Origin of the sequence: Desulfosporosinus youngiae DSM 17734 (assembly GCF_000244895.1) — a bacterium.
Taxonomy (GTDB): Bacteria; Bacillota; Desulfitobacteriia; order Desulfitobacteriales; family Desulfitobacteriaceae; genus Desulfosporosinus; species Desulfosporosinus youngiae.
In genome coordinates, this window is the sequence record NZ_CM001441.1 from 2,710,292 (window position 1) to 2,729,068 (window position 18,777).

Annotated in this window: 15 protein-coding genes; 12 read left to right on the plus strand and 3 right to left on the minus strand. The window is 41.3% G+C overall.

Translation table 11 applies throughout. The annotated features are described in order from the left end of the window. The first annotated feature begins 152 nt into the window (after window positions 1-152). The 9 genes from DESYODRAFT_RS12505 (at window position 153) to DESYODRAFT_RS12550 (ending at window position 11,236) form a co-directional block, all read left to right on the plus strand. Window positions 153-842 carry a hypothetical protein gene (locus tag DESYODRAFT_RS12505; protein WP_007783536.1) on the plus strand — a complete coding sequence of 230 codons (690 nt, stop codon included), beginning with the start codon at window positions 153-155 and terminating at the stop codon, window positions 840-842. A 139-nt stretch (window positions 843-981) separates the two neighbouring features. After that, window positions 982-1,965, plus strand: a complete 984-nt coding sequence (locus DESYODRAFT_RS12510) for an MBL fold metallo-hydrolase (protein ID WP_157137177.1) — start codon at window positions 982-984, stop codon at window positions 1,963-1,965. Between the two features lie 91 nt (window positions 1,966-2,056). Then, a complete protein-coding gene (locus DESYODRAFT_RS12515; protein ID WP_007783542.1) occupies window positions 2,057-2,884 on the plus strand; it encodes a hypothetical protein in 828 nt (275 codons plus the stop codon). A gap of 94 nt (window positions 2,885-2,978) precedes the next feature. Further along, on the plus strand, window positions 2,979-3,179 hold the full coding sequence (locus DESYODRAFT_RS12520; protein WP_007783544.1) for a hypothetical protein: 201 nt from the start codon (window positions 2,979-2,981) through the stop codon (window positions 3,177-3,179). 46 nt (window positions 3,180-3,225) lie between these two features. Next, on the plus strand, window positions 3,226-5,523 hold the full coding sequence (locus DESYODRAFT_RS12525; RefSeq protein WP_242833638.1) for a heavy metal translocating P-type ATPase: 2,298 nt from the start codon (window positions 3,226-3,228) through the stop codon (window positions 5,521-5,523). Window positions 5,524-6,462: 939 nt separating this feature from the next. Beyond that, complete coding sequence (locus DESYODRAFT_RS12535) at window positions 6,463-8,046, plus strand: [FeFe] hydrogenase, group A (RefSeq protein WP_007783548.1); 1,584 nt, start codon at window positions 6,463-6,465, stop codon at window positions 8,044-8,046. 19 nt (window positions 8,047-8,065) lie between these two features. Further along, a complete protein-coding gene (locus DESYODRAFT_RS12540; protein WP_007783550.1) occupies window positions 8,066-8,842 on the plus strand; it encodes a 4Fe-4S dicluster domain-containing protein in 777 nt (258 codons plus the stop codon). Window positions 8,843-8,871: 29 nt separating this feature from the next. Continuing rightward, window positions 8,872-10,095, plus strand: coding sequence for an NrfD/PsrC family molybdoenzyme membrane anchor subunit (gene nrfD / locus DESYODRAFT_RS12545; RefSeq protein ID WP_007783554.1), 1,224 nt, complete (start codon window positions 8,872-8,874; stop codon window positions 10,093-10,095). A gap of 130 nt (window positions 10,096-10,225) precedes the next feature. Beyond that, entirely contained in the window at window positions 10,226-11,236 is a 1,011-nt protein-coding gene (locus tag DESYODRAFT_RS12550) for a 4Fe-4S binding protein (protein WP_007783557.1), read from the plus strand. Here the strand turns inward: DESYODRAFT_RS12550 and DESYODRAFT_RS12555 are convergent. Then, complete coding sequence (locus tag DESYODRAFT_RS12555; RefSeq protein WP_007783561.1) at window positions 11,233-11,460, minus strand: hypothetical protein; 228 nt, start codon at window positions 11,458-11,460, stop codon at window positions 11,233-11,235. The two genes, DESYODRAFT_RS12550 and DESYODRAFT_RS12555, sit on opposite strands and share 4 nt — an antisense overlap. A 347-nt stretch (window positions 11,461-11,807) precedes the next feature. Between DESYODRAFT_RS12555 and cbiD the strand changes: the two genes are divergently transcribed. Further along, entirely contained in the window at window positions 11,808-12,935 is a 1,128-nt protein-coding gene (gene cbiD, locus DESYODRAFT_RS12560) for a cobalt-precorrin-5B (C(1))-methyltransferase CbiD (protein WP_007783564.1), read from the plus strand. Window positions 12,936-13,255: 320 nt separating this feature from the next. On the opposite strand, the gene DESYODRAFT_RS12565 is transcribed toward cbiD, so the two are convergent. Next, window positions 13,256-13,852, minus strand: a complete 597-nt coding sequence (locus tag DESYODRAFT_RS12565) for a sensor histidine kinase (protein WP_007783568.1) — start codon at window positions 13,850-13,852, stop codon at window positions 13,256-13,258. Continuing rightward, window positions 13,849-14,223 carry a response regulator gene (locus DESYODRAFT_RS12570; RefSeq protein ID WP_007783571.1) on the minus strand — a complete coding sequence of 125 codons (375 nt, stop codon included), beginning with the start codon at window positions 14,221-14,223 and terminating at the stop codon, window positions 13,849-13,851. The genes DESYODRAFT_RS12565 and DESYODRAFT_RS12570 overlap by 4 nt, the downstream gene beginning before the upstream one ends. A 168-nt stretch (window positions 14,224-14,391) precedes the next feature. On the opposite strand from DESYODRAFT_RS12570, the gene DESYODRAFT_RS26650 reads away from it, so the two are divergent. After that, a complete protein-coding gene (locus DESYODRAFT_RS26650; RefSeq protein WP_007783573.1) occupies window positions 14,392-17,721 on the plus strand; it encodes a two-component regulator propeller domain-containing protein in 3,330 nt (1,109 codons plus the stop codon). 64 nt (window positions 17,722-17,785) lie between these two features. Next, window positions 17,786-18,586 (plus strand): LytR/AlgR family response regulator transcription factor, encoded by an 801-nt coding sequence (locus DESYODRAFT_RS12580; protein WP_007783576.1) that lies wholly within the window; start codon window positions 17,786-17,788, stop codon window positions 18,584-18,586. Window positions 18,587-18,777: the final 191 nt, after the last annotated feature.

Here is an 18,777-nt window from a genome sequence, read left to right on the forward strand (position 1 = left end):
TTTTGACGATTACTTTGTCATTACGACAATAATCGAGAGAAGATTATTGACAAGGATTAGAACATAGTATATAGTTAATGTAAATGATAATCATTATCTATTACCCAACTACATAGATTTACCGACGATTAATCTAGGAGGGTGAGTTAATAATGGACACAATGAATATTCAGGTTCACTCTACTAAGACAGATATAGAAAATCAAGAAATTCTTAATTGTTTGGCAAAAGAGAGTATTGAGATTATAACAGAAGAACTAGATTATTTCTATTCAAACAAAGAAAAAATGGTAGAGCTTTTTATAGAGAGGATTCGTACAGACGAAATTAAGGCTGGTATATTAAATGATTTTTTTGAGAAATGTTATTCGCCGGAAGAAGTGAATACTCTAATTGAAAGAATAGAGAGACAAGTTAAACGACAAGCAGGAATAACCCAATTTGCTAATAATTTCTCATTCATGAATGCCACGGATTCTTTGCTTATTGAACCTGAAGCAGTAGATGGTGTAAGGGAAGAAATTAGGACTTTAAAACTAAATCAGGTCATAGTAAAGCTAGTAGATTTAGCTTGGAAGAACACTTGCAAGACAATCCTGCCCTTGGGATTTTGCAAATATACTTCAAAATATAAGCCGGGTGAAGCCATATTAGCATCTATAGGGCTTAGTCCCAGAGAGATACGGGATGGTATTAAGGTTAAATTGACCAAGAGGCTTAAAGGTGCATTAAAACAACATAAAACTGAACTATCGAACCTGTTAACCCAAAAAATTATCAGTCAAATATTCTTCCAGCAACATTCCGGTAGTATAAATATTGAATTAATTAAAACAGCATAAGTTTTAGAGTAGGAATTTAATAGCACAATCCAAATTCTGGTTGAAAAATCAGAATTTTTTTTGTTTAAAAAAGGATTTACCGGGCAAGCTAAAAGCCTAAATGGAAATAGATGGTTTTAAAAGATAAAAGAAGAAGGAAATGAACGAACTCATGAAACCAACAGCACAGAACAACGTTGTTTATGATAAACCCCCACTCAAAGCAGGGAATAAGAGAATTATAAACACTAAAGGAGTGTTTCGAGACAATAGCCTGCTTACTCTAAGCTCAATCTGTTTAGGTTTAATGCTCTTAAATCGAATTATTTCAAGAAAAAAGTTTGAGTTGCCCAAAAAACCCCGGCCTTATACCTGCTCAATAAATGGTGTGACCGTATCTTGGCTTGGCCATGCTTCTATTTTAATTAACTTTTTTGGAAAAGTCATATTAATTGATCCGGTTTTAGAATCCAGGCTCGGAGTTACACTGCCCGGAAATTTAAATATCGGTCCTAAACGTTACTTAGCGCCTGCATTAACTGTCAATGAGCTAGGCCCTGTCGATTTACTGTTAATGTCCCATGGGCATGTAGACCATTTTGACTATCCAACCCTAAGGAAACTGCAATCTATAAATACAACTGCGATAACAGCCAAAAATACCTGTTTCTTATGGGACGGTTTAGTGTATCAAGATGTCAGAGAGATCTGGTGGGGGGAAGCCCTGAATATTGATGGAATCACAATAAAGGCTATTCAGGGAAGACACCGGGCTGCAAGATTACCCTGGCTTACAGATATGACGGCTAACAGTTATTTGATTTCCTATGGAGGAGTCAATATCTTTTTTGCCGGGGATACGGGGTATACACCTATTATTAGAGAGCAACTACGCGGCATACCCGTGGATATATTGATCGTTGGTATCGCTAATTACTTACCCACATCTTTGCAGAAAGACCACTGTTCCCCGGAACAGGCCTGGCAAATAGCCAAAGAAATCGGGGCTGCCCGGATTATCCCAATGCACTGGGGAACCTTTAAACTATCCGAAGAACCCATGGAGGAACCGCTGCCCAGGTTCCTCCATGCGGCTGGGTCCGAAAGGGGCAGAATAATAATTCCAATAATTGAGCGGGAATAGGGGAGTAATACAGATACTAATATTTGTTTGTATAAATAAGGAGTGCATGGACATACTAAAAAAAGCTTAAAAAACAAGGAGGAAATAATTGGTGTCGAATGAAAAGATTCCTAATCAGGATACTGAAGATGAATATGGGTATGATCCAGCGTATCGGGAAGATAATGGGCCAATAATGGCCCCGCCTTTTAGAGGAAACCCTCAGGAAGGCTTTCAGCGTCCCGGTTACCGCCCAAGAATGAGTGCCCCTCAAGACAACTATCAAGCTGAACCAAGAGGATATAGTTCCAGACGATATCCTATGGACGATCACGTTTATCCCGGAGACTATGGAAATGCCAGAGGGTATGGCGGTGTAAGACGCAATTATCCGTATTATTCTTACCATGAGCGTTATCATGAGGGACATCAGGACTATCGCCATAACCGTTATCATGATTATGATGATAACGATTATCGTCATCTGGGCTACCATGGCCATGGTTACTATCATCGCGGTTATCCCGGTCCCGGTTACTACCATCGCGGTTATCCCGGTCCTGGTTACTATCATCATGGTTACCACCATAATGATTACTGCCATAACGATCACTATGATTATCATCATTATGGTCCTTCAAGGGGACGGGGCTGGTTTGATCCGGAATATCTGAGCAGCATCATGAGAAGTCCGACGACTAATAATTTCTTCAGAGGGGTTGGAGTGGCAACAATTGCCATGCTCCTGGCTCCGCCAATAGCAAAGGCTTTGAAACCGCTGGCTGTTCAGGCAGTGCATGGAGTTACCAGCATTGTCGATGAACTTAAAGGGGTAGTGTATGAAGCCCGGGAAGATATTGAAGATATTTTTGCAGACGGAAAATGGGCTAATATGGAACATGAAGGCGCCATGAAGCAGCCTCCTTTTGACAACCAATAATTTAAGCGATTAATTTTTCCGAAGAATGTTTTAGTTATAGATCCCTCTTAATTAGGGATAATAAACATAACTAAAATGTGAGGAGGGAAAATTGGTGCTATTAAAAAGTTTTTGGTCTGGCGTAGGCTTAACTTCAGCACTATGGCTGTGGCGCAGGCAGCTAAGACCTGTAGCTGTTATGGGGGCAAAAGTTGGCTTGTTATTCATTGATGGCATACAGGATAATGTTAGGGCTGCCAAATGCGTTCTAAAGGATTTGAAACAAGATAGTCAAAAAACAGCCTATAAAGATTAAACCATGAATGCAACACAAATCCCTTAAACGGAAAGGGGAAGAAAATGTGGATCGGTGGAAAGTAGAAATTGTTCATTCCTTGCCTGGCAGGGTGAGAGTAAAGATAAGGGGACTAAAGAATAATCCTCAATTCACCGGCTTATTGGAAAATACGATAAAATTTAACCGGCACATATCAATATTTAAGGCTAACTCCCTCACTGGGAGGGCCTTAATTATTTTTGATGCGCAGGAAATACCAACCAATCAACTAATTGATGACATCAATCAAGTTGTCGCTAAGATAGCCGGCAAATTAATGCCTGACAGGGGGAGGCGCAAAGAAACCCCTTGTCAGGGAACAAGTAACCTGAAATCTATCTCTGAACCGGAAGATCTGGCTATAAAGACGCAATTTATTCAGGTTGTGGGAACAGGAGTATTTTTGGCTTGTCTGGTATTAAAGAGGCTATTGTGGGGCAAATCCTTCATGTCCGCCTCTTCCAAGGTACAAGGTCTTGCAGCAGCAACAACCATAGTTACAGGTTATCCAATTTTACGCAGCGGACTGGAAAGTCTAATGAATAAAAAGAAGCTGAACAATGATTTTCTCATCAGCGCCGCTACCATTGTTTCCCTGCTTTTAAAAGAGAGTGTAACTGGTTTGGTAGTGGTGTGGCTGGTAAATTTGAGCACCTTGTTCCAGACGTTAACCCTGGAAAAATCACGCAAGGCTATTAAGGATATGCTCCAAGGTAAGGAAGAAATTGCCTGGCTGGAAGTGGATGGCACTTTAATTTCAGTACCTATTGAATCATTGGAAAAGGGAGATATAATAGGCAGTCATCTGGGAGAAAAAATCCCTGTTGATGGGGAAGTAATTAGTGGTCAGGCTGCCGTCAGTCAAGCTATCATTACCGGGGAATCGATGCCAATCCCTAAAAAGGCGGGGGATAAGGTCTTTGCCGGTTCAATTGTGGAACAGGGCGAATTGCGGATTAGAGCTGAAAAAGTGGGGGAGGATACATCTGTAGCCCGGATTATCGATTTAGTAGAAAAAGCCAGTGAAGTACGGGCCCCCATTGAGAACCTGGCGGATCGTTATGCCGATAGAATAGTTCCTTTGTCTTTTGGGCTGGCTGCTTTAGTGTATCTGTTAACCAAAGATTTCAAAAGAAGTATGACGATGTTGATAGTGGCCTGTCCCTGTGCCGCAGGTTTGGCTACTCCTACTGCCATCAGCGCCGCTATGGGGAATTCGGCTAAAAAGGGCATTTTGATCAAAGGCGGGTGCCACCTGGAGAAAGTCGGTAAGGCGGAGGTGGTTTTATTCGATAAAACGGGCACTCTTACTGAAGGCAAGCCATCTGTGCGGAAGATAATTCCTTTGCAAAATACTGTGTCTGAAGAGAGATTGCTGCAATTAGCTGCTTCTGTGGAAGTTCATACGAATCATCCTTTAGCAAAAGCAATTGTGCAGCATGCCTCGGCTTTAGAAATACCGTTGTTAGAAGTCACAGATAAGGAAGTCATAATTGGTCAAGGGATCAAAGGCCTGCACAAAGATAAGCTCATTTTAGTAGGCAATGAACAGTTGATGCTTGAACACAATGTAAATATGGCAAAAGGCAACGTAATGGCTTCCACCCTGAATATATTAGGTCAGACTGCTTTGTATGTAGCTCAAGGCAAGATACTGCTGGGTATCATTGGGGTTTCAGACAAGCTGAGACAGGAAAGTTATAGCGCTATAAAGAAACTGCGGCTGGAAGGTATCGAAACTATTGGTCTGATTACCGGCGACTGTGCTGAAACTGGTCAAATAGTTGGCAAGGAACTTGGCTTAGACCAAATCTGGACTCAGACCTTACCTGAAGAAAAGGTTCGGATTGTGGAAAACTTCCAAGAAACATCCAAGGTTGTAATCATGGTAGGGGAAGGGATTAATGATTCTCCCGCCTTGGCTAAAGCCGATGTGGGAATTGCCATGGGTACAGGCGGAACGGATGTGGCAATCGAGACAGCGGATGTAGTTTTGGCTAATGATAACCCTGAAAAGGTCGCCTACCTGGTTAATTTGAGCAATCACACTATGCAGGTGGTCAAGCAAAATTTCGGATTTGCTGTAGGAATCAATGCTCTGGGACTGGTATTAGGGGCAGGCAAGCTCATTTCCCCGCTTACAGCCGCCATTTTGCACAATTTAAGTACCTTTGGAGTAGTTCTGAATTCTTCACGACTCTTGAACTATAATAATTTGAAGAAAGGACGAAGGCGAGATGTCAGACATCAAAGCATTAGAGGATCAACTAAAATCAATAATGGTTCAATTAAAGCAAAGTCTGGATTTAAGCTTAGAAATTAAGATGCAAGATAAAGAATCCGGAAAAAGAGTTGATAAATACTGGAACGATTTTATAAAGCATTTCTTTACATATATTAGAATGAGAGAAAAGGAAACCAGAGAAGAGATCGTCGGGGGGATTTCTTTAACTAAGTTAATGAATATGATTAAATAAATCCTTGCAAGCCGCCTTCGCAGAACTTTAGCAGCTACTTCAGTGGCTGCTTTTTTCACAGGATATTCAGGAAATTCAGCAGATTCAGGGGTGAAAAGAGAAGTTATAGTTAAAGTAAGGGACTAGTTTGGAGAATTTACATAATTTTCAGAAGAGCGGATGATGCCCATTTTCAGAAACGACATTCCTTCAGCTCAAAGACAATGATCGTTTAGTTGAAAGTGATGTTTATGACTTTATAAAAGGATCTTTGGGCCTTTTTAAATTACAAGTTTGAAATTCGTTAACAGTTTCATAACCTTCTAAATGTTTTATTTACCGATTAAAAAATTTTCTTTATTTACATAAACGTGACAAATGATATTCCGATATTTAAACTAAAAGAGCTGCAAGTTAACTCAACAAATAGTTTGAAAGAAAGGAGTATTAAATCTTAAACTCAAAAATTAATCGAAGGTTCCCGGTCATTATGCTTCAATAAAGTTATTGCTTATTCAGAATTAGTTTGACAAATCATTTTTAATTGGTTCTGCTCGTGTGAGTAATTGTGTTTTTCCTTGAGGGGAAACTCGTAACTCCACGATTAAATTTTGCCAGACTCTAGAGAATTAAGCAGTGACTGTTAAGTGTAAAATTTCACAACAATAAGTGAACACTTTCACTTATAAGACAATTCTAAAATTTTTTATGCACTGGTTCAATTAAAGGTAAAGAAAGCCATTGAAACAGCTGAGATTTCATAGTGATTTTTGCAAAGAGAGTTTACTAAAAAGGTGGTAGAACACATGGCAAGCAAAGCGGGACAAGTTAAGAATTTGTCCAGACGTTCTTTTCTTAAGTTTGTCGGAGGAGCAGCGAGTTTAGTTGGTGTCTCGTTAAACTTGGCAGGTTGCGGCAAACCGCTTACAGCCGATAAGGCTGTTGGTGGAAAGGGCTGGATGCCAACCCAATACAATGCACCAGGCAACTGGCCGACCAATGTTCGTGGCCGAGTTCCCATTGATCCGGCAAATCCCTCAATTATCCGGGATGACCAAAAGTGTATTCTTTGTGGTCAATGCATTGAAGTATGTGAGAAGATTCAATCGGTGTTTGGAAATTACGAACTGCCAATTAAGAAGGAATTTGTTTGTGTAAATTGTGGACAGTGTATTCAATGGTGTCCTTCCGGGGCGATTTCAGAACGGGATGATATTGATAAAGTATTAAAAGCTATCTCAGATCCCAATATCACAGTTGTCGTGCAGACCGCACCGGCAACACGTATTGGCCTTGGTGAAGAATTTGGCATGCCTGTGGGGACTAATGTCCAGGGCAAACAAGTTGCGGCCTTAAGAAAATTAGGATTTGACGTAATTTTTGATACCAACTTCACAGCTGACCTGACCATTATGGAAGAAGGCACAGAACTTGTTAAGCGTGTTAAAGGCGAATTGAAAATGCCTATTCCACAGTTAACATCCTGCTGTCCTGGCTGGGTCAAGTTTGTTGAATACTTTTATCCTGATCTTATTCCTAATTTATCAACTGCGAAGTCTCCTCAACAGATGGAAGGAACTTTAATGAAAACCTATTATGCCGAAACGAATAATGTAGACCCTAAAAAAATCTTTTCAGTAGCCATCATGCCTTGTACAGCCAAGAAATTTGAATGTCAGCGTCCTGAAATGGTTTCGGCCAGAAAGGATTTAAACGACAGTAATGTTTCCCCTGATGTGGATGTTGTTCTGACAACAAAAGAACTTGCCAGAATGATCAAGAGAGCCGGTATCGATTTTACCTCTCTTCCCGACGACCAGTATGATCAGCTGATGGGTTCAGGCACAGGGGCAGGGGCAATATTCGGTACCACAGGTGGTGTTATGGAAGCTGCAGTTCGTTCCGCCTATTATCTTATAACCGGCCAACAGCCGCCCTCAGCACTTTGGGCTTTAACGCCTGTAAGAGGAATGCAGGGTGTTAAAGAAGCGGCAGTTAATATTCCCGGTGTTGGTGATATAAAAGTTGCTGTAATTTCCGGTCTGGCCAATGCCAGAATGGTTATGGATCAGATTAGAGCCGGTAATACTTCCTGGGCTTTCATTGAAGTTATGGCTTGTCCCGGAGGCTGTGAATATGGCGGCGGACAACCCCGTGCCTCGTCTCCTCCTTCAGATGCGGATCGCAACAGGCGCGCTGCATCCTTATATACCATTGATGCTAAGGCAAAACTGCGCAACAGTCATGATAATCCCCAAATCAAACAAGTCTATGCCGATTTCTTAACCTCTCCCATGAGCGAAAAAGCAGAAGAACTTCTGCATACACATTATATTTCCAGGGCCGAAGAGTTTGTTCCGAAAAAGACCGAAGAAAACAAATTATATTAAGGTTTAGGAGGTGGAAAAAATGGCAAAGGGAGTACTCGTAGATATACCCAAATGTATAGGTTGTGAAAGCTGTTCGGTAGCCTGCAAATTATGGAATGAACTGGAATGGGATCCCCAGGAAAAGACCAAAACTGCTGCAGACAGAGCCAAGGAACCCAACAATGGCTTGTGGCCTGAAGAATGGACATCAATCAATCGTTATGACTTACAGAAGAACGGTTCATCAGTGGGGAGATATGTCAAAGCTCAATGTTTTCACTGTGAAGATCCTGCCTGTGTATCATCCTGTTTCTCCAAGGCATTTCAGAAGCTTCCCGAAGGACCGGTCATCTATGATCAGAGTCTGTGCGTAGGCTGCCGCTACTGTATGATGGCCTGCCCGTTTGACATACTGAGATACGAATGGAAGAAAGCTATTCCCGGAGTAAGGAAATGCCAGATGTGCGCCACAAGAGTCGCCAATAACATGGAAACGGCATGTACCTCAGTGTGCCCGACAGGAGCCATAATTTTTGGAGACAGAGACCAATTGCTGGCAGAAGCCAAAAAGAGAATCGGAGAAAAGGGTTATGTAGACAGAGTCTTTGGCGAGAAAGAAGCAGGGGGAACATCCTGGCTTTATATCTCGGACACGCCATTTGAGCAGATGAGATTCAGAACGGATGTAACGACCAAGCCCTTGCCTTCTTACACAGAAGGATATATGAAAGCTACACCATTTGTAGGAGTCAGCTGGGCGGCCATATTAGCCGGATTGTATATATTTAATAATAAAGGCAAAGAACCTCTGGATTAATACAACAATAACAGAATGGAGGGAAATGTATGGAACTCGTCACTACCTTCGTAAGCCGAGCAGGAGATAAAATGTCCAGCGTGAGATGGAAGTTCAGAATGACCCCTATGAGATGGGTGTTTACGGGCATAGCGGCTGCAGCTATAGCAGTAATTCTGGTGCGTTTTGTCTTAGGCTTGGGTGCGACAACCAACCTTAACGACCAGTGGCCCTGGGGACTATGGATTTCATTTGACGTTTTGTTAGGGGTAGCTCTGGCAGGAGGCGGATATGGAACAGCCCTTATAGTATACGTACTTCGCCGGGATAAGTTTTATCCCATCGCCAGAAGTGCAATGCTGACATCATTATTAGGTTATATTGTAGTTGTATTAGGGTTATTGATTGAAGTAGGGCAATGGTTCAACTTCTGGAGACCTTATGTATCATGGGGACATGCCAGCGTATTGTTTGAAGTTTTCTGGTGCATTTCCTGTTATACAGTGATTCAAGTATTAGAATTCTGCGAAGTGGCAACGGAGAAAGTATTTAAAGGGGCACATAAATACCTGAAGAAAGCAATGCCGGTAATGTTGATAATCGGTATTACTCTGCCAACCCTGCACCAATCATCGCTGGGCCAACTGTTTTACTTAATGGTAGGCAAAGTGAACCCGCTTTGGTGGACAGCATTTCTGCCGGTGTTCTTTCTGTTATCTTCATTCTTTGTCGGGGCAGGCATGATTGTTATCGAAAGCACTCTGGCTGGGAAGGCACTCAATCATAAAGTTGAAATCCCTGTCTTAAGAGGGTTAATCAGAATATCCGCTGGAGCCATGATCCTGTATCTGATCTTAAAGATCACAGATATAGTGGTAAGAGGAACCTTTGCCAATGTTTTTGCCTTTGATTTACCCAGTATTTTGTTCTTATGCGAACTGGGTTTTGGTGTACTAGTACCCATCATCATAGCCTTCAGTTCCTTGTCCAGCACTCGTAAAGGCTTGATCTGGTTTGGATTACTATCTGTAAGCGGAGTAATTCTGAATAGGTTTGATGTATTGTTCACAGGAATGGGAAGCTATCTGAACCAACACGGCGGATCTTATTTCCCTGCCTTGACCGAGGTTATAGTCAGCTTAGGACTAGTGTCAATAGCTTGTTTAGCCTACCTGTTCATAGCTGAAAACTTCAATATTTTGGGCCATCAGGAATCAGAACATGCCGATGATATAACGATTAAAGATGGTTCTTACGCTTCCACCGCGAAATAAGTATTTTAGCCTCAGCCATTTGTCATCCGCTCAATCCCTCTGATTAAGTCAGAGGGATTGAGTGGATGACATGAACAATTAACTACTTGCCAAATTGATAAGAAGATAACCGTTCAAAAGAGGTGTCTTAATGATATATAATTGTCAAATTGTATATAATCATAATAATTGTCTCAATACCAAAAAGGCATCTGATAATCTTTGCCGGTTATGTATCGACTCCTGTCCCCATCAAGCCATTTCCGTATATCGTGAACTCGATGCTAAACGCTGTACGGAATGCGGGATTTGCATGGCTGTATGTCCCAGCAACGGATTTGTCTACCGCAATTCCGATAAGCTCTATAAGTATCTTGAAAATTCAGAGAAAGTTGTTTTGAACTGCCCGCAAGCAATTCCGGCGGGTCATGAAATTCTTTGTCTGGGGATTTTTGACTGGGATTTATGGATGACTCTAATGTTGTATGCCCGGGAGAAGGAATTGACGATATTCACCGGAGTATGTGTAGATTGTCCGGATAGAAAAGCTTGCGGAATGAGTGTGCAGATTTTTAAAGAATTGCATAAAACATGGAAAGATCATCCGCCGGTATTGATTAGAGTTGCGGCTGATGATGGGAACAGTGAATCAGCGCTGTCAGTTCAAGCCCGGAACGGGAGAAGGGGCTGGCGGGACATCGGTCGTGAGACATTTGAAGCTATGAGATCGGGGAACACTTCCGGTGAAACATATATTATTCCGAAGACAAGGCAGTTCTTGGAGGAAACCTGGAAATCCCAAAAATCCGGGATTGAGGTACTCCCTATACCGGCATTAAACGTGGACGAAAGTTGTACAAATTGCGGTGAATGTTCAGAGATTTGTCCGCAAGGAGCTTTGACGAAAACGGACACTAAAGAACAATTGACCTTGATATATGAACCAATAAAATGCGCCCGCTGTCAAAGATGTGTCAGCATATGCCGCTCGAAAGCTTTAAGTATGGAAATTAAGTTCTTATCTTATCGTCTGCTAACTGGCAAAGTTCTTTTGTATCAGGGAAAACGACGGTTTTGCTCCCGGTGTGACAAGCAAGTGTTTGATAACATAGAGCCACCATTGTGTATGGCTTGTGCAACAAGTGATTCTGGTTTTATTTAAATATAATTTGAAACCATAATAATAATAGTATAGAAGATTAAGGATGCGATGATTATACCCGCCGAAATAATCCCTCTTTTCTTATCTTCCTGGGCTTCTTTTGCCGCAGCATAGCCGTTTGGTGTTCGTAAGTAGATGATAGCGGCAGTTCCTCTTACTTCGGAATTAAAATTCTTTTTTATGGTTTTGTTTCGGTTATCAATTACATAATATCTTCCACTCATAAGATTCTCTCCTTTTTAGGTAATATGTAATAGAATTGCTTTGTTTTAGTCTTATTTTGAATAGATTATTTCTTCTTTCTCAATACATAGGAATTTCACGAATAATTCTGAATTTCCTGCTTATCAACAATATTAATTGTTGATCGACACTAATTATTTTTAAAATGAACGTTTGCGGGGTACCATAGGGTACCTTTTTCTTGTCAATCTATATAGCAAAGAAGGTTGAACTGGGGCCCAACATGACATATACTTTCATTTAGGTAATTATGTAACTGGTTTAGAAAATTACCGATAAAACTTTTTTAATTAATTTTTTGGATAAATATGAATGTAGGGGAGAAACAATGGCACGAGATAAAGACAGACATACTTGGCGTGAAGGATATACCACAGGAAGCTGCGCAGCCGGTGCAGCCAAAGCAGCATGTTTGTTCCTTAGAGGAGACAGTTCAGCTAAGAAGGTTGAGATTCCTCTGCCGAATTCCGCCCGCCTGACGATACCCGTCCAGGGGGGAGAAACAAGATATCCGGAAGCAAGGGCAATTATTATCAAAGATGGCGGAGATGATGCAGATATCACCCATGGGCTTGAAATCCATGCGACAGCACGATTCCTTTCCCCTCAAGGAGAGGTTCATATCCGGGGAGGCAAAGGAGTTGGGACCGTTACTAAAAAAGGCTTGGCTATCTCAGTTGGAGAAAGTGCCATTAACCCGGTGCCAAGGAAGATGATCCGTGAAGCGGTTCGAGAGGTTTTTCCTGAGGAAGAACTTGAGATTATTATCGAAGTTCCCGATGGAGAAACTACCGCCTTGCGCACGCTTAATCCCAGACTAGGGGTAATGGGAGGAATCTCAATACTCGGGACAAGCGGGATCGTCCGGCCAATGTCTGAAGAAGCGTTTAAAACGTCCATCCTGCCGGAGCTAGATCAGGCAATAGCCTATGGGCATAAAACTATTGTGCTCACTCCGGGGCATTATGGCTATAGGGTAGCAACTGAACGGTTTAAAGTTCCGGCGGAAGCCATAATCCAGATGAGTAATTTTGTAGGCTATATGTTAGAAGAGGCAGCCTATCGGGGAATTGAAAAGGTGATTCTCTTGGGGCATATTGGCAAGCTCATTAAAGTTTCAGGCGGTATTTTCCATACCCATAATCGTGTTGCGGATGCCCGCATGGAAGTCTTAGTGGCCCATGCCGCATTAGCAGGGCTTAATATTGAAACCTTAAAACATCTGGCGGAGTTTCCAACAGCCGAAGGGGCTACCATAGAACTATTAAACCTTGGAGAACAAAAACTCCTTCATCATCTCGCTCACTTGGCAAGTGAAAGAGCCAAAGCCTTTACCTTTGATCGTCTGAGTGTAGGAACGGTTATGACCTTATTAAATGGTCGTCCTGTGGGTTGGGATCAAAAAGCTCTTAAAATGATTGAGGAACAAGGGTGGGAGTGGTCGCTTGAGCCTTAATAGCAGGCAATTCACAAGCTTTATTTTCATACAGAAGACAGGTTCGTTGATTTTGAGACAATGAACCTGTCTTCTTAATTTCTTAGCAAAGATCTTTAAGGTCACTCGTTATACTACGGGATACAGAAAGGGCAACTAACGGATTTGGGTTTTTACAGTTTATTGTAAAGATTGTGCCGGAACCGAGGCTTAGTGTAATTTCAGGGGGATGGATGTATTCCCCACACAGGAATGCTATAATAACAATAATAGTGGTATGGCGATTAAGGCAGGCTATTTGAGGTGCTAATTTATATGCGTAACTCCAGGATAAAATGCAATCAAGAGTGTTGAGGCTGGAAAGGGATTTCGAAGGAGACCGTGGTTCCTTCATTAAGTACAGCATTGATATCTAAGTTGCTAAACCCCACTGTTTTCAGAGTATAATTGATCTTGCCGATAGAATGGTGTTCATGTTCACTACATCCCTTGAATAAGGAAACAACCTGTTCCATAGTCATGCCTACACCATCGTCTTGCACACGAACCTGGACAGAATGGGACAATTTTTTAATGGATAGGCTTACAGTACCACCATACTTTCGTTTTAAAACCCCGTGAATGATCGCATTGTCAATAATAGGCTGCAGTGTGAACGCCGGTATCAGACATTGAATGTTGTCTTCTATATTTAACCTGATATTTAAGCGACCTGCGAACCTTGCTTTCTGAATATTAAGATAAGCAGAGACATGCTCCAGTTCTTCATCTAAGGTAATCAAAGGAGCCTTGTCTTCCAGGCTTCTTTGCAGATACGTACTGATTTCAATAACCAATTCGGCAGCTGCTTCAGGATTTTTACGGCACAATGAGGCGACAGCGTTTAATGAGTTAAATAAAAAATGTTGGGATACTCTGTTTTCAAATGAATTCTTCATGCGCGGAACACTTTATTCACTACATCTATAATTACTTTTGGTTTAAAAGGCTTTGTAATGTACATATCTGCTTTGACATCCAGAGCTTTTCTTCGATCAGCAGCCTGGCTTTTTGCCGTAAGCATCGCAAAAAATATGTTTTGAAGACCAAGCTTAGATTTTACGGTGTGGCAGACTTCAAACCCATCCATTTCGGGCAGCATGATATCAAGAAAAACTAAAGCCGGCATTTCTGATTGGATAATAGCCAATGCTTCAGCCCCATCCGCGGCAAAAAGCAGCTGGGTTCCATCTTCTTCAAAGTCTTCCAGCATTTCTTGTAATAGCAGCCGGTTATTGAGTTCGTCGTCTACAATCAATATTTTATTCATATGCTCCAAATTCCTTCGAGTTTCTTCATTTAGCTTCGTATTTATATATTATAAGCGGGAGATATGCTTGTCAACCAATACCTTGGGTACTCTTTATCACTCCTCAGTATCTTTACTCGTCATCATATCAATTAAAATATGAGCTTATCATTAACTGGAGAGAAGATTGTGAAGATAAGGATGAAAAAAATCATAAAAAGAAAATCATTTAGCATAATCACGATGTTCATACTTTTTTTCGTAGGGATTCTTCCTCACGCATCAGCGCAATCTGCTCCTGACTTATACAACAGTGATCCAATTAATAAGGAATTGTCAGGGACGGTTGTAAACTGTATTTTTCTGGACAGCAGCGGATTTTTGTGGTTTGGAACCCAAATCGGTCTTTATCAGTATAACGGCTATAGCTTGAAGCCCCAGAGCTTTAATACTAATCTTTCCAATAGATTTATGTCAAACTTCATAACCAGTCTTTGCGAAGATAAGGACAAGAATATCTGGATAGGTACTTTTGGCGGCGGCTTAATCAAGTTTAACCCACAAACTGCGGAATACACTAATTTTGATAGCAGTTCAAAGAAACCTAATAACCTTAGTGATAATTTTATCAGAGCACTGTACAGAGATGATGACGGGAATATTTGGATAGGAACACAGAATAAAGGACTCGATTGCCTTGACCCGGTTTCAGGACTATTTACACATTATGAAAATAGGACAGATAGTGCAGAAAGTATAAGTTCAAATACAATCACCTCTATTTGCAAAGATAAAGCCGGGGCTTTGTGGATTGGAACGACCGAAGGCTTAAACAAATTTGATTCACAGTTAGGTAAGTTCCTTCGCTTCGAAAAGCAGACCGGTGTTTATAGCAGTAGACAGGACAATAATATTTCTAAACTTTATCTGGATAAGACAAACGTATTATGGATAATAACAAGTGATGGCAGGCTGAACAAGTTCGATACTGCTTCAGGCGAGTTTATGAATAGCGGTCCTCAGGAATTGGAGGGCATTAAAGTTACCACTGTTGGCGAGGATAATTTGGGCACTCTCTGGGTTGGTACTTATGGAAAAGGTGTTAGAATGCTGAACAAAGATAATGGGAAATTTACGACCTCTGGCTTCGATGCTCCTCAAAACATGTTTTTAGGCAATTACAGGGTGGTATCTCTTCAGGCTGATCACTCGGGTAACTTATGGATTGGAACTGAAGGAAATGGTATAGATAGAATCAATACAAACCTGAACTTTATATCAAATAATAACAACCTGAATCCCGATCTGAGTTTTAGTGATGATGTTATTCTATCAATTTACAAGGACCATTCCGGAGTCATCTGGCTGGGAACAGCAAGGGGGGGAATTAACCGTTTTGATACCAAAAACAATCGGGTCAGCTATTTTAAAAATGACCCGAAGAATAGCGGCAGTATAAGCAGCAACGCGGTAAGCTCTATTTATGAGGACAGCCAGGGAGTCCTATGGTTCGGCACCATCGACGGAACATTGAACAGGTTTGAACCTGTTTCGGGCAAGTTTGTCCGTTACAAGATAAATAATCTTGAAAACCCGAACATTATGGATAATGGGATTATGAGGATGCAGGAGAGCAAGGATGGCATGTTATGGGCCTGCGCTGCAAATGGAGGTTTAGTCAGGCTCAACAGAAGTACAGGCCAAGTTACCCAATTCACCAGTAACCCACGAGATCCTTACAGTATAAGCAGCAATCATGTGATGTCAATTGCAGAAGATGAATCCGGCCTATTATGGATCGGAACCTTTGGAGGCGGCCTGAACAAGTTGGATTCCGCGACGAATCAGTTTAGTCATTATGGCATCAATGAACCCGGTTCATTGACACAAGCTTTTAATTATAACGTTAATGCCATTGTTAACGATCATGACATACTATGGCTGGCTACGGACAGGGGGTTATATAAATTTGATAAAAACAGCGGAACGTCTGTTTTCGTTGCAGATCCTCAGGAAGCTGCCAATACTATTATTTTTGGTTTGCTTAAGGATGGGAAGGATAACCTATGGTTAAGCACTGCCAAAGGGTTAATAAGATATAATATTCAAGCGGATAAGTTTAAAAAGTATGACTTCAATGGAGGGCTGCAAAGAAATCAATATATCCCTGGAGCATACTATAAAAGCTCTGATGACGAGATGTTTTTTGGAGGAAATAATGGCTTCCTTTCCTTTTACGCCGATAAAATTATGGATAATAACCATAAACCACCGGTAGTAATAACCGACTTTAAAGTATTTGATAAATCAATCAAGCTAACTGATACAGGCCAGGTTTCACTAACCTATAAAGATAATTACATTTCCTTTGAGTTTGCTGCCTTAGATTATGCCAACCCTCTTAAAAATCAATATGCCTATAAGCTTGAAGGCTTTGATACTGATTGGCAATACAGCGGTTCAAGAAATTATGCCAGCTATACAAACTTGAATGGCGGAGACTATGTTCTGAAGATAAAAGCCTCAAACAATGATGGCTTATGGAATGAGCAGGGCGCACAAATCAAGCTTTCCATCGCCCCTCCGTTTTGGAAAACAACCTGGTTTAGTATGATGGCCTTTATTTTTATGACATCTTCCATCATAGCCCTGATAAAAATCAGGACAAGATCCATAAAACTAAAAAATGTAGCACTTGAATCTATGGTTCTGGAAAGAACAAAGGAGTTAGATCGGGCCAATGCTCAACTGCGTCAGGCCGACGAGATGAAAAGCAACTTTATATCGATGGTCTCCCATGAGATTAGAACCCCTTTAGGCGCAATACTAGGTTTTGCAGAGTTGATAAGCGATAAAATCGAAAGAATTGTTTTACCCAATCTTGATTTAAATGATAAGAAAGTTCAAAAAGCTACGGAAAGGATCGGCCGAAATTTAAATATCATCCTTGCTGAAGGAGATCGTCTCTCAGCCCTTGTCGATAATCTGCTGAATATATCAAAAATCGAGTCGGGGAAAATGGACTGGAGAAACGAATTACTGGATATTTCCGAACTAATTGAACAAATATTACTGATCACAAAACCAATCGTCACCAAAGCGGGGCTTACAATCCAGGCAGACGTTGAGGCTGATTTGCCTAAAGTTACCGGTGACAAGGATATGCTGACCCAGGTATTTGTAAATTTAATTTCTAATGCAGTGAAATTTACAAAAGCCGGCTGGATCAAGATATGTGCCAAACGTTCAGGCCATGAAATTCTCGTTTCCATTGAGGATACAGGTGCCGGTATCCCGGAAGCCCACTTGCCAAAGGTTTTTGACAGGTTTTATAAGGTAGAACCCTCTCCTGCGGGGAATAAAGGGAATACCGGCATTGGTCTTGGTCTCTATATATGCGCACAGATCATTGAAAAGCATAAGGGCAAAATTTGGGCAGAAAGTCAAGTAGGCAAAGGAAGCACTTTTTATTTTACCTATCAGATCCCCATGCCGCTGCGCGACACCACTGATGAATGAACTATTCCGGGATCATAACTTAATAGAGCAGAGAAGATTACTCGGTTGTTCTGGAGGATGAAAGATGAAGGATAAGCCTAAAAAACAAGTAAAGACTATGGGGGTTCTGAAAGCGGTCCTGGTGGATGATGAAGAACTAGGTTTGGAGCAGATGCAGTATGTATTTAAGGGGTGTAATGATCTAAAGATTGTCGGCTCTTTTAGTGACTCAGAAACAGCCTTGGCGGAGATAAAGGTGCTGAAACCGGATGTGTTGTTCTTGGATGTATCCATGCCCGATAAGGATGGTTTCCAGATGGCAAAGGAAATCAGGGAAACAGGGGATTCAGGATTTTATCCCTATATTGTCTATATTACCGCCCATAACGAATACGCCTGGAAAGCGTTTGAAGTGGAGGCCCTTGATTACATACTGAAACCCGTATCCAAGGAAAGAGTTTACACAGTCGTAGAGAGAATAAAGAAGAGAATCGATTTAAGCAAACGAGTGGGAAAGGGTGATTCCACCAGGCTAAGAGAGGCTTCAACAACTTCTCCTAACTGGGTCGCGGCCGAAGAAAGAGGCTGTATCGTTATCATTCCCATCGCAGAAGTTCACTATTTTTCTGCCCAAGGTAAAAGCACAATAGTCTATACATCTCGAAAATCACTGCCTACTGATAATACTCTTTCCGCGATTGAAGATAAATTCGGAGCAAGGAATTTTTTCAGGTGTCATAAAAGTTATATAGTGAATCTGGACTATGTGGACAGGATAATTCCCATGTTTAACCAGAACTATATTATCAAACTGAGAGACAGGAGCGAAGAGATACCTGTAAGCCGTCATTACTCCAAGGAATTGAAAGCTATCTTTGGAATGTAGAGTGATTAAAACCCGGTGCAAGCCGGGTTTCTTTTTTTCATCTACCGGAAGGGAAGGATATTCCCTGTACTTTATATTGCTGGAGAGCATCTTATATCCTGAAAACAACCACTTATCCCTAAAACAATGATATTTCTACGGGCTGAAATAGAATTAAGTTTGAGGTCATAATTCATCTTGCGAACCATTAA

What these genes read in the sequence shown, in the direction of transcription:
- DESYODRAFT_RS12540 (WP_007783550.1), top strand. Translation starts at nt 8,066, where the DNA reads ATGGCAAAGGGAGTACTCGTAGATATACCCAAATGTATAGGTTGTGAA.
- DESYODRAFT_RS12580 (WP_007783576.1), top strand. Translation starts at nt 17,786, where the DNA reads ATGAAGGATAAGCCTAAAAAACAAGTAAAGACTATGGGGGTTCTGAAA.
- DESYODRAFT_RS12510 (WP_157137177.1), top strand. Translation starts at nt 982, where the DNA reads ATGAACGAACTCATGAAACCAACAGCACAGAACAACGTTGTTTATGAT.
- DESYODRAFT_RS12505 (WP_007783536.1), top strand. Translation starts at nt 153, where the DNA reads ATGGACACAATGAATATTCAGGTTCACTCTACTAAGACAGATATAGAA.
- nrfD (WP_007783554.1), top strand. Translation starts at nt 8,872, where the DNA reads ATGGAACTCGTCACTACCTTCGTAAGCCGAGCAGGAGATAAAATGTCC.
- DESYODRAFT_RS12565 (WP_007783568.1), bottom strand. Translation starts at nt 13,852, where the DNA reads ATGAAGAATTCATTTGAAAACAGAGTATCCCAACATTTTTTATTTAAC.
- DESYODRAFT_RS12550 (WP_007783557.1), top strand. Translation starts at nt 10,226, where the DNA reads ATGATATATAATTGTCAAATTGTATATAATCATAATAATTGTCTCAAT.
- DESYODRAFT_RS12555 (WP_007783561.1), bottom strand. Translation starts at nt 11,460, where the DNA reads ATGAGTGGAAGATATTATGTAATTGATAACCGAAACAAAACCATAAAA.
- DESYODRAFT_RS12535 (WP_007783548.1), top strand. Translation starts at nt 6,463, where the DNA reads ATGGCAAGCAAAGCGGGACAAGTTAAGAATTTGTCCAGACGTTCTTTT.
- cbiD (WP_007783564.1), top strand. Translation starts at nt 11,808, where the DNA reads ATGGCACGAGATAAAGACAGACATACTTGGCGTGAAGGATATACCACA.
- DESYODRAFT_RS12570 (WP_007783571.1), bottom strand. Translation starts at nt 14,223, where the DNA reads ATGAATAAAATATTGATTGTAGACGACGAACTCAATAACCGGCTGCTA.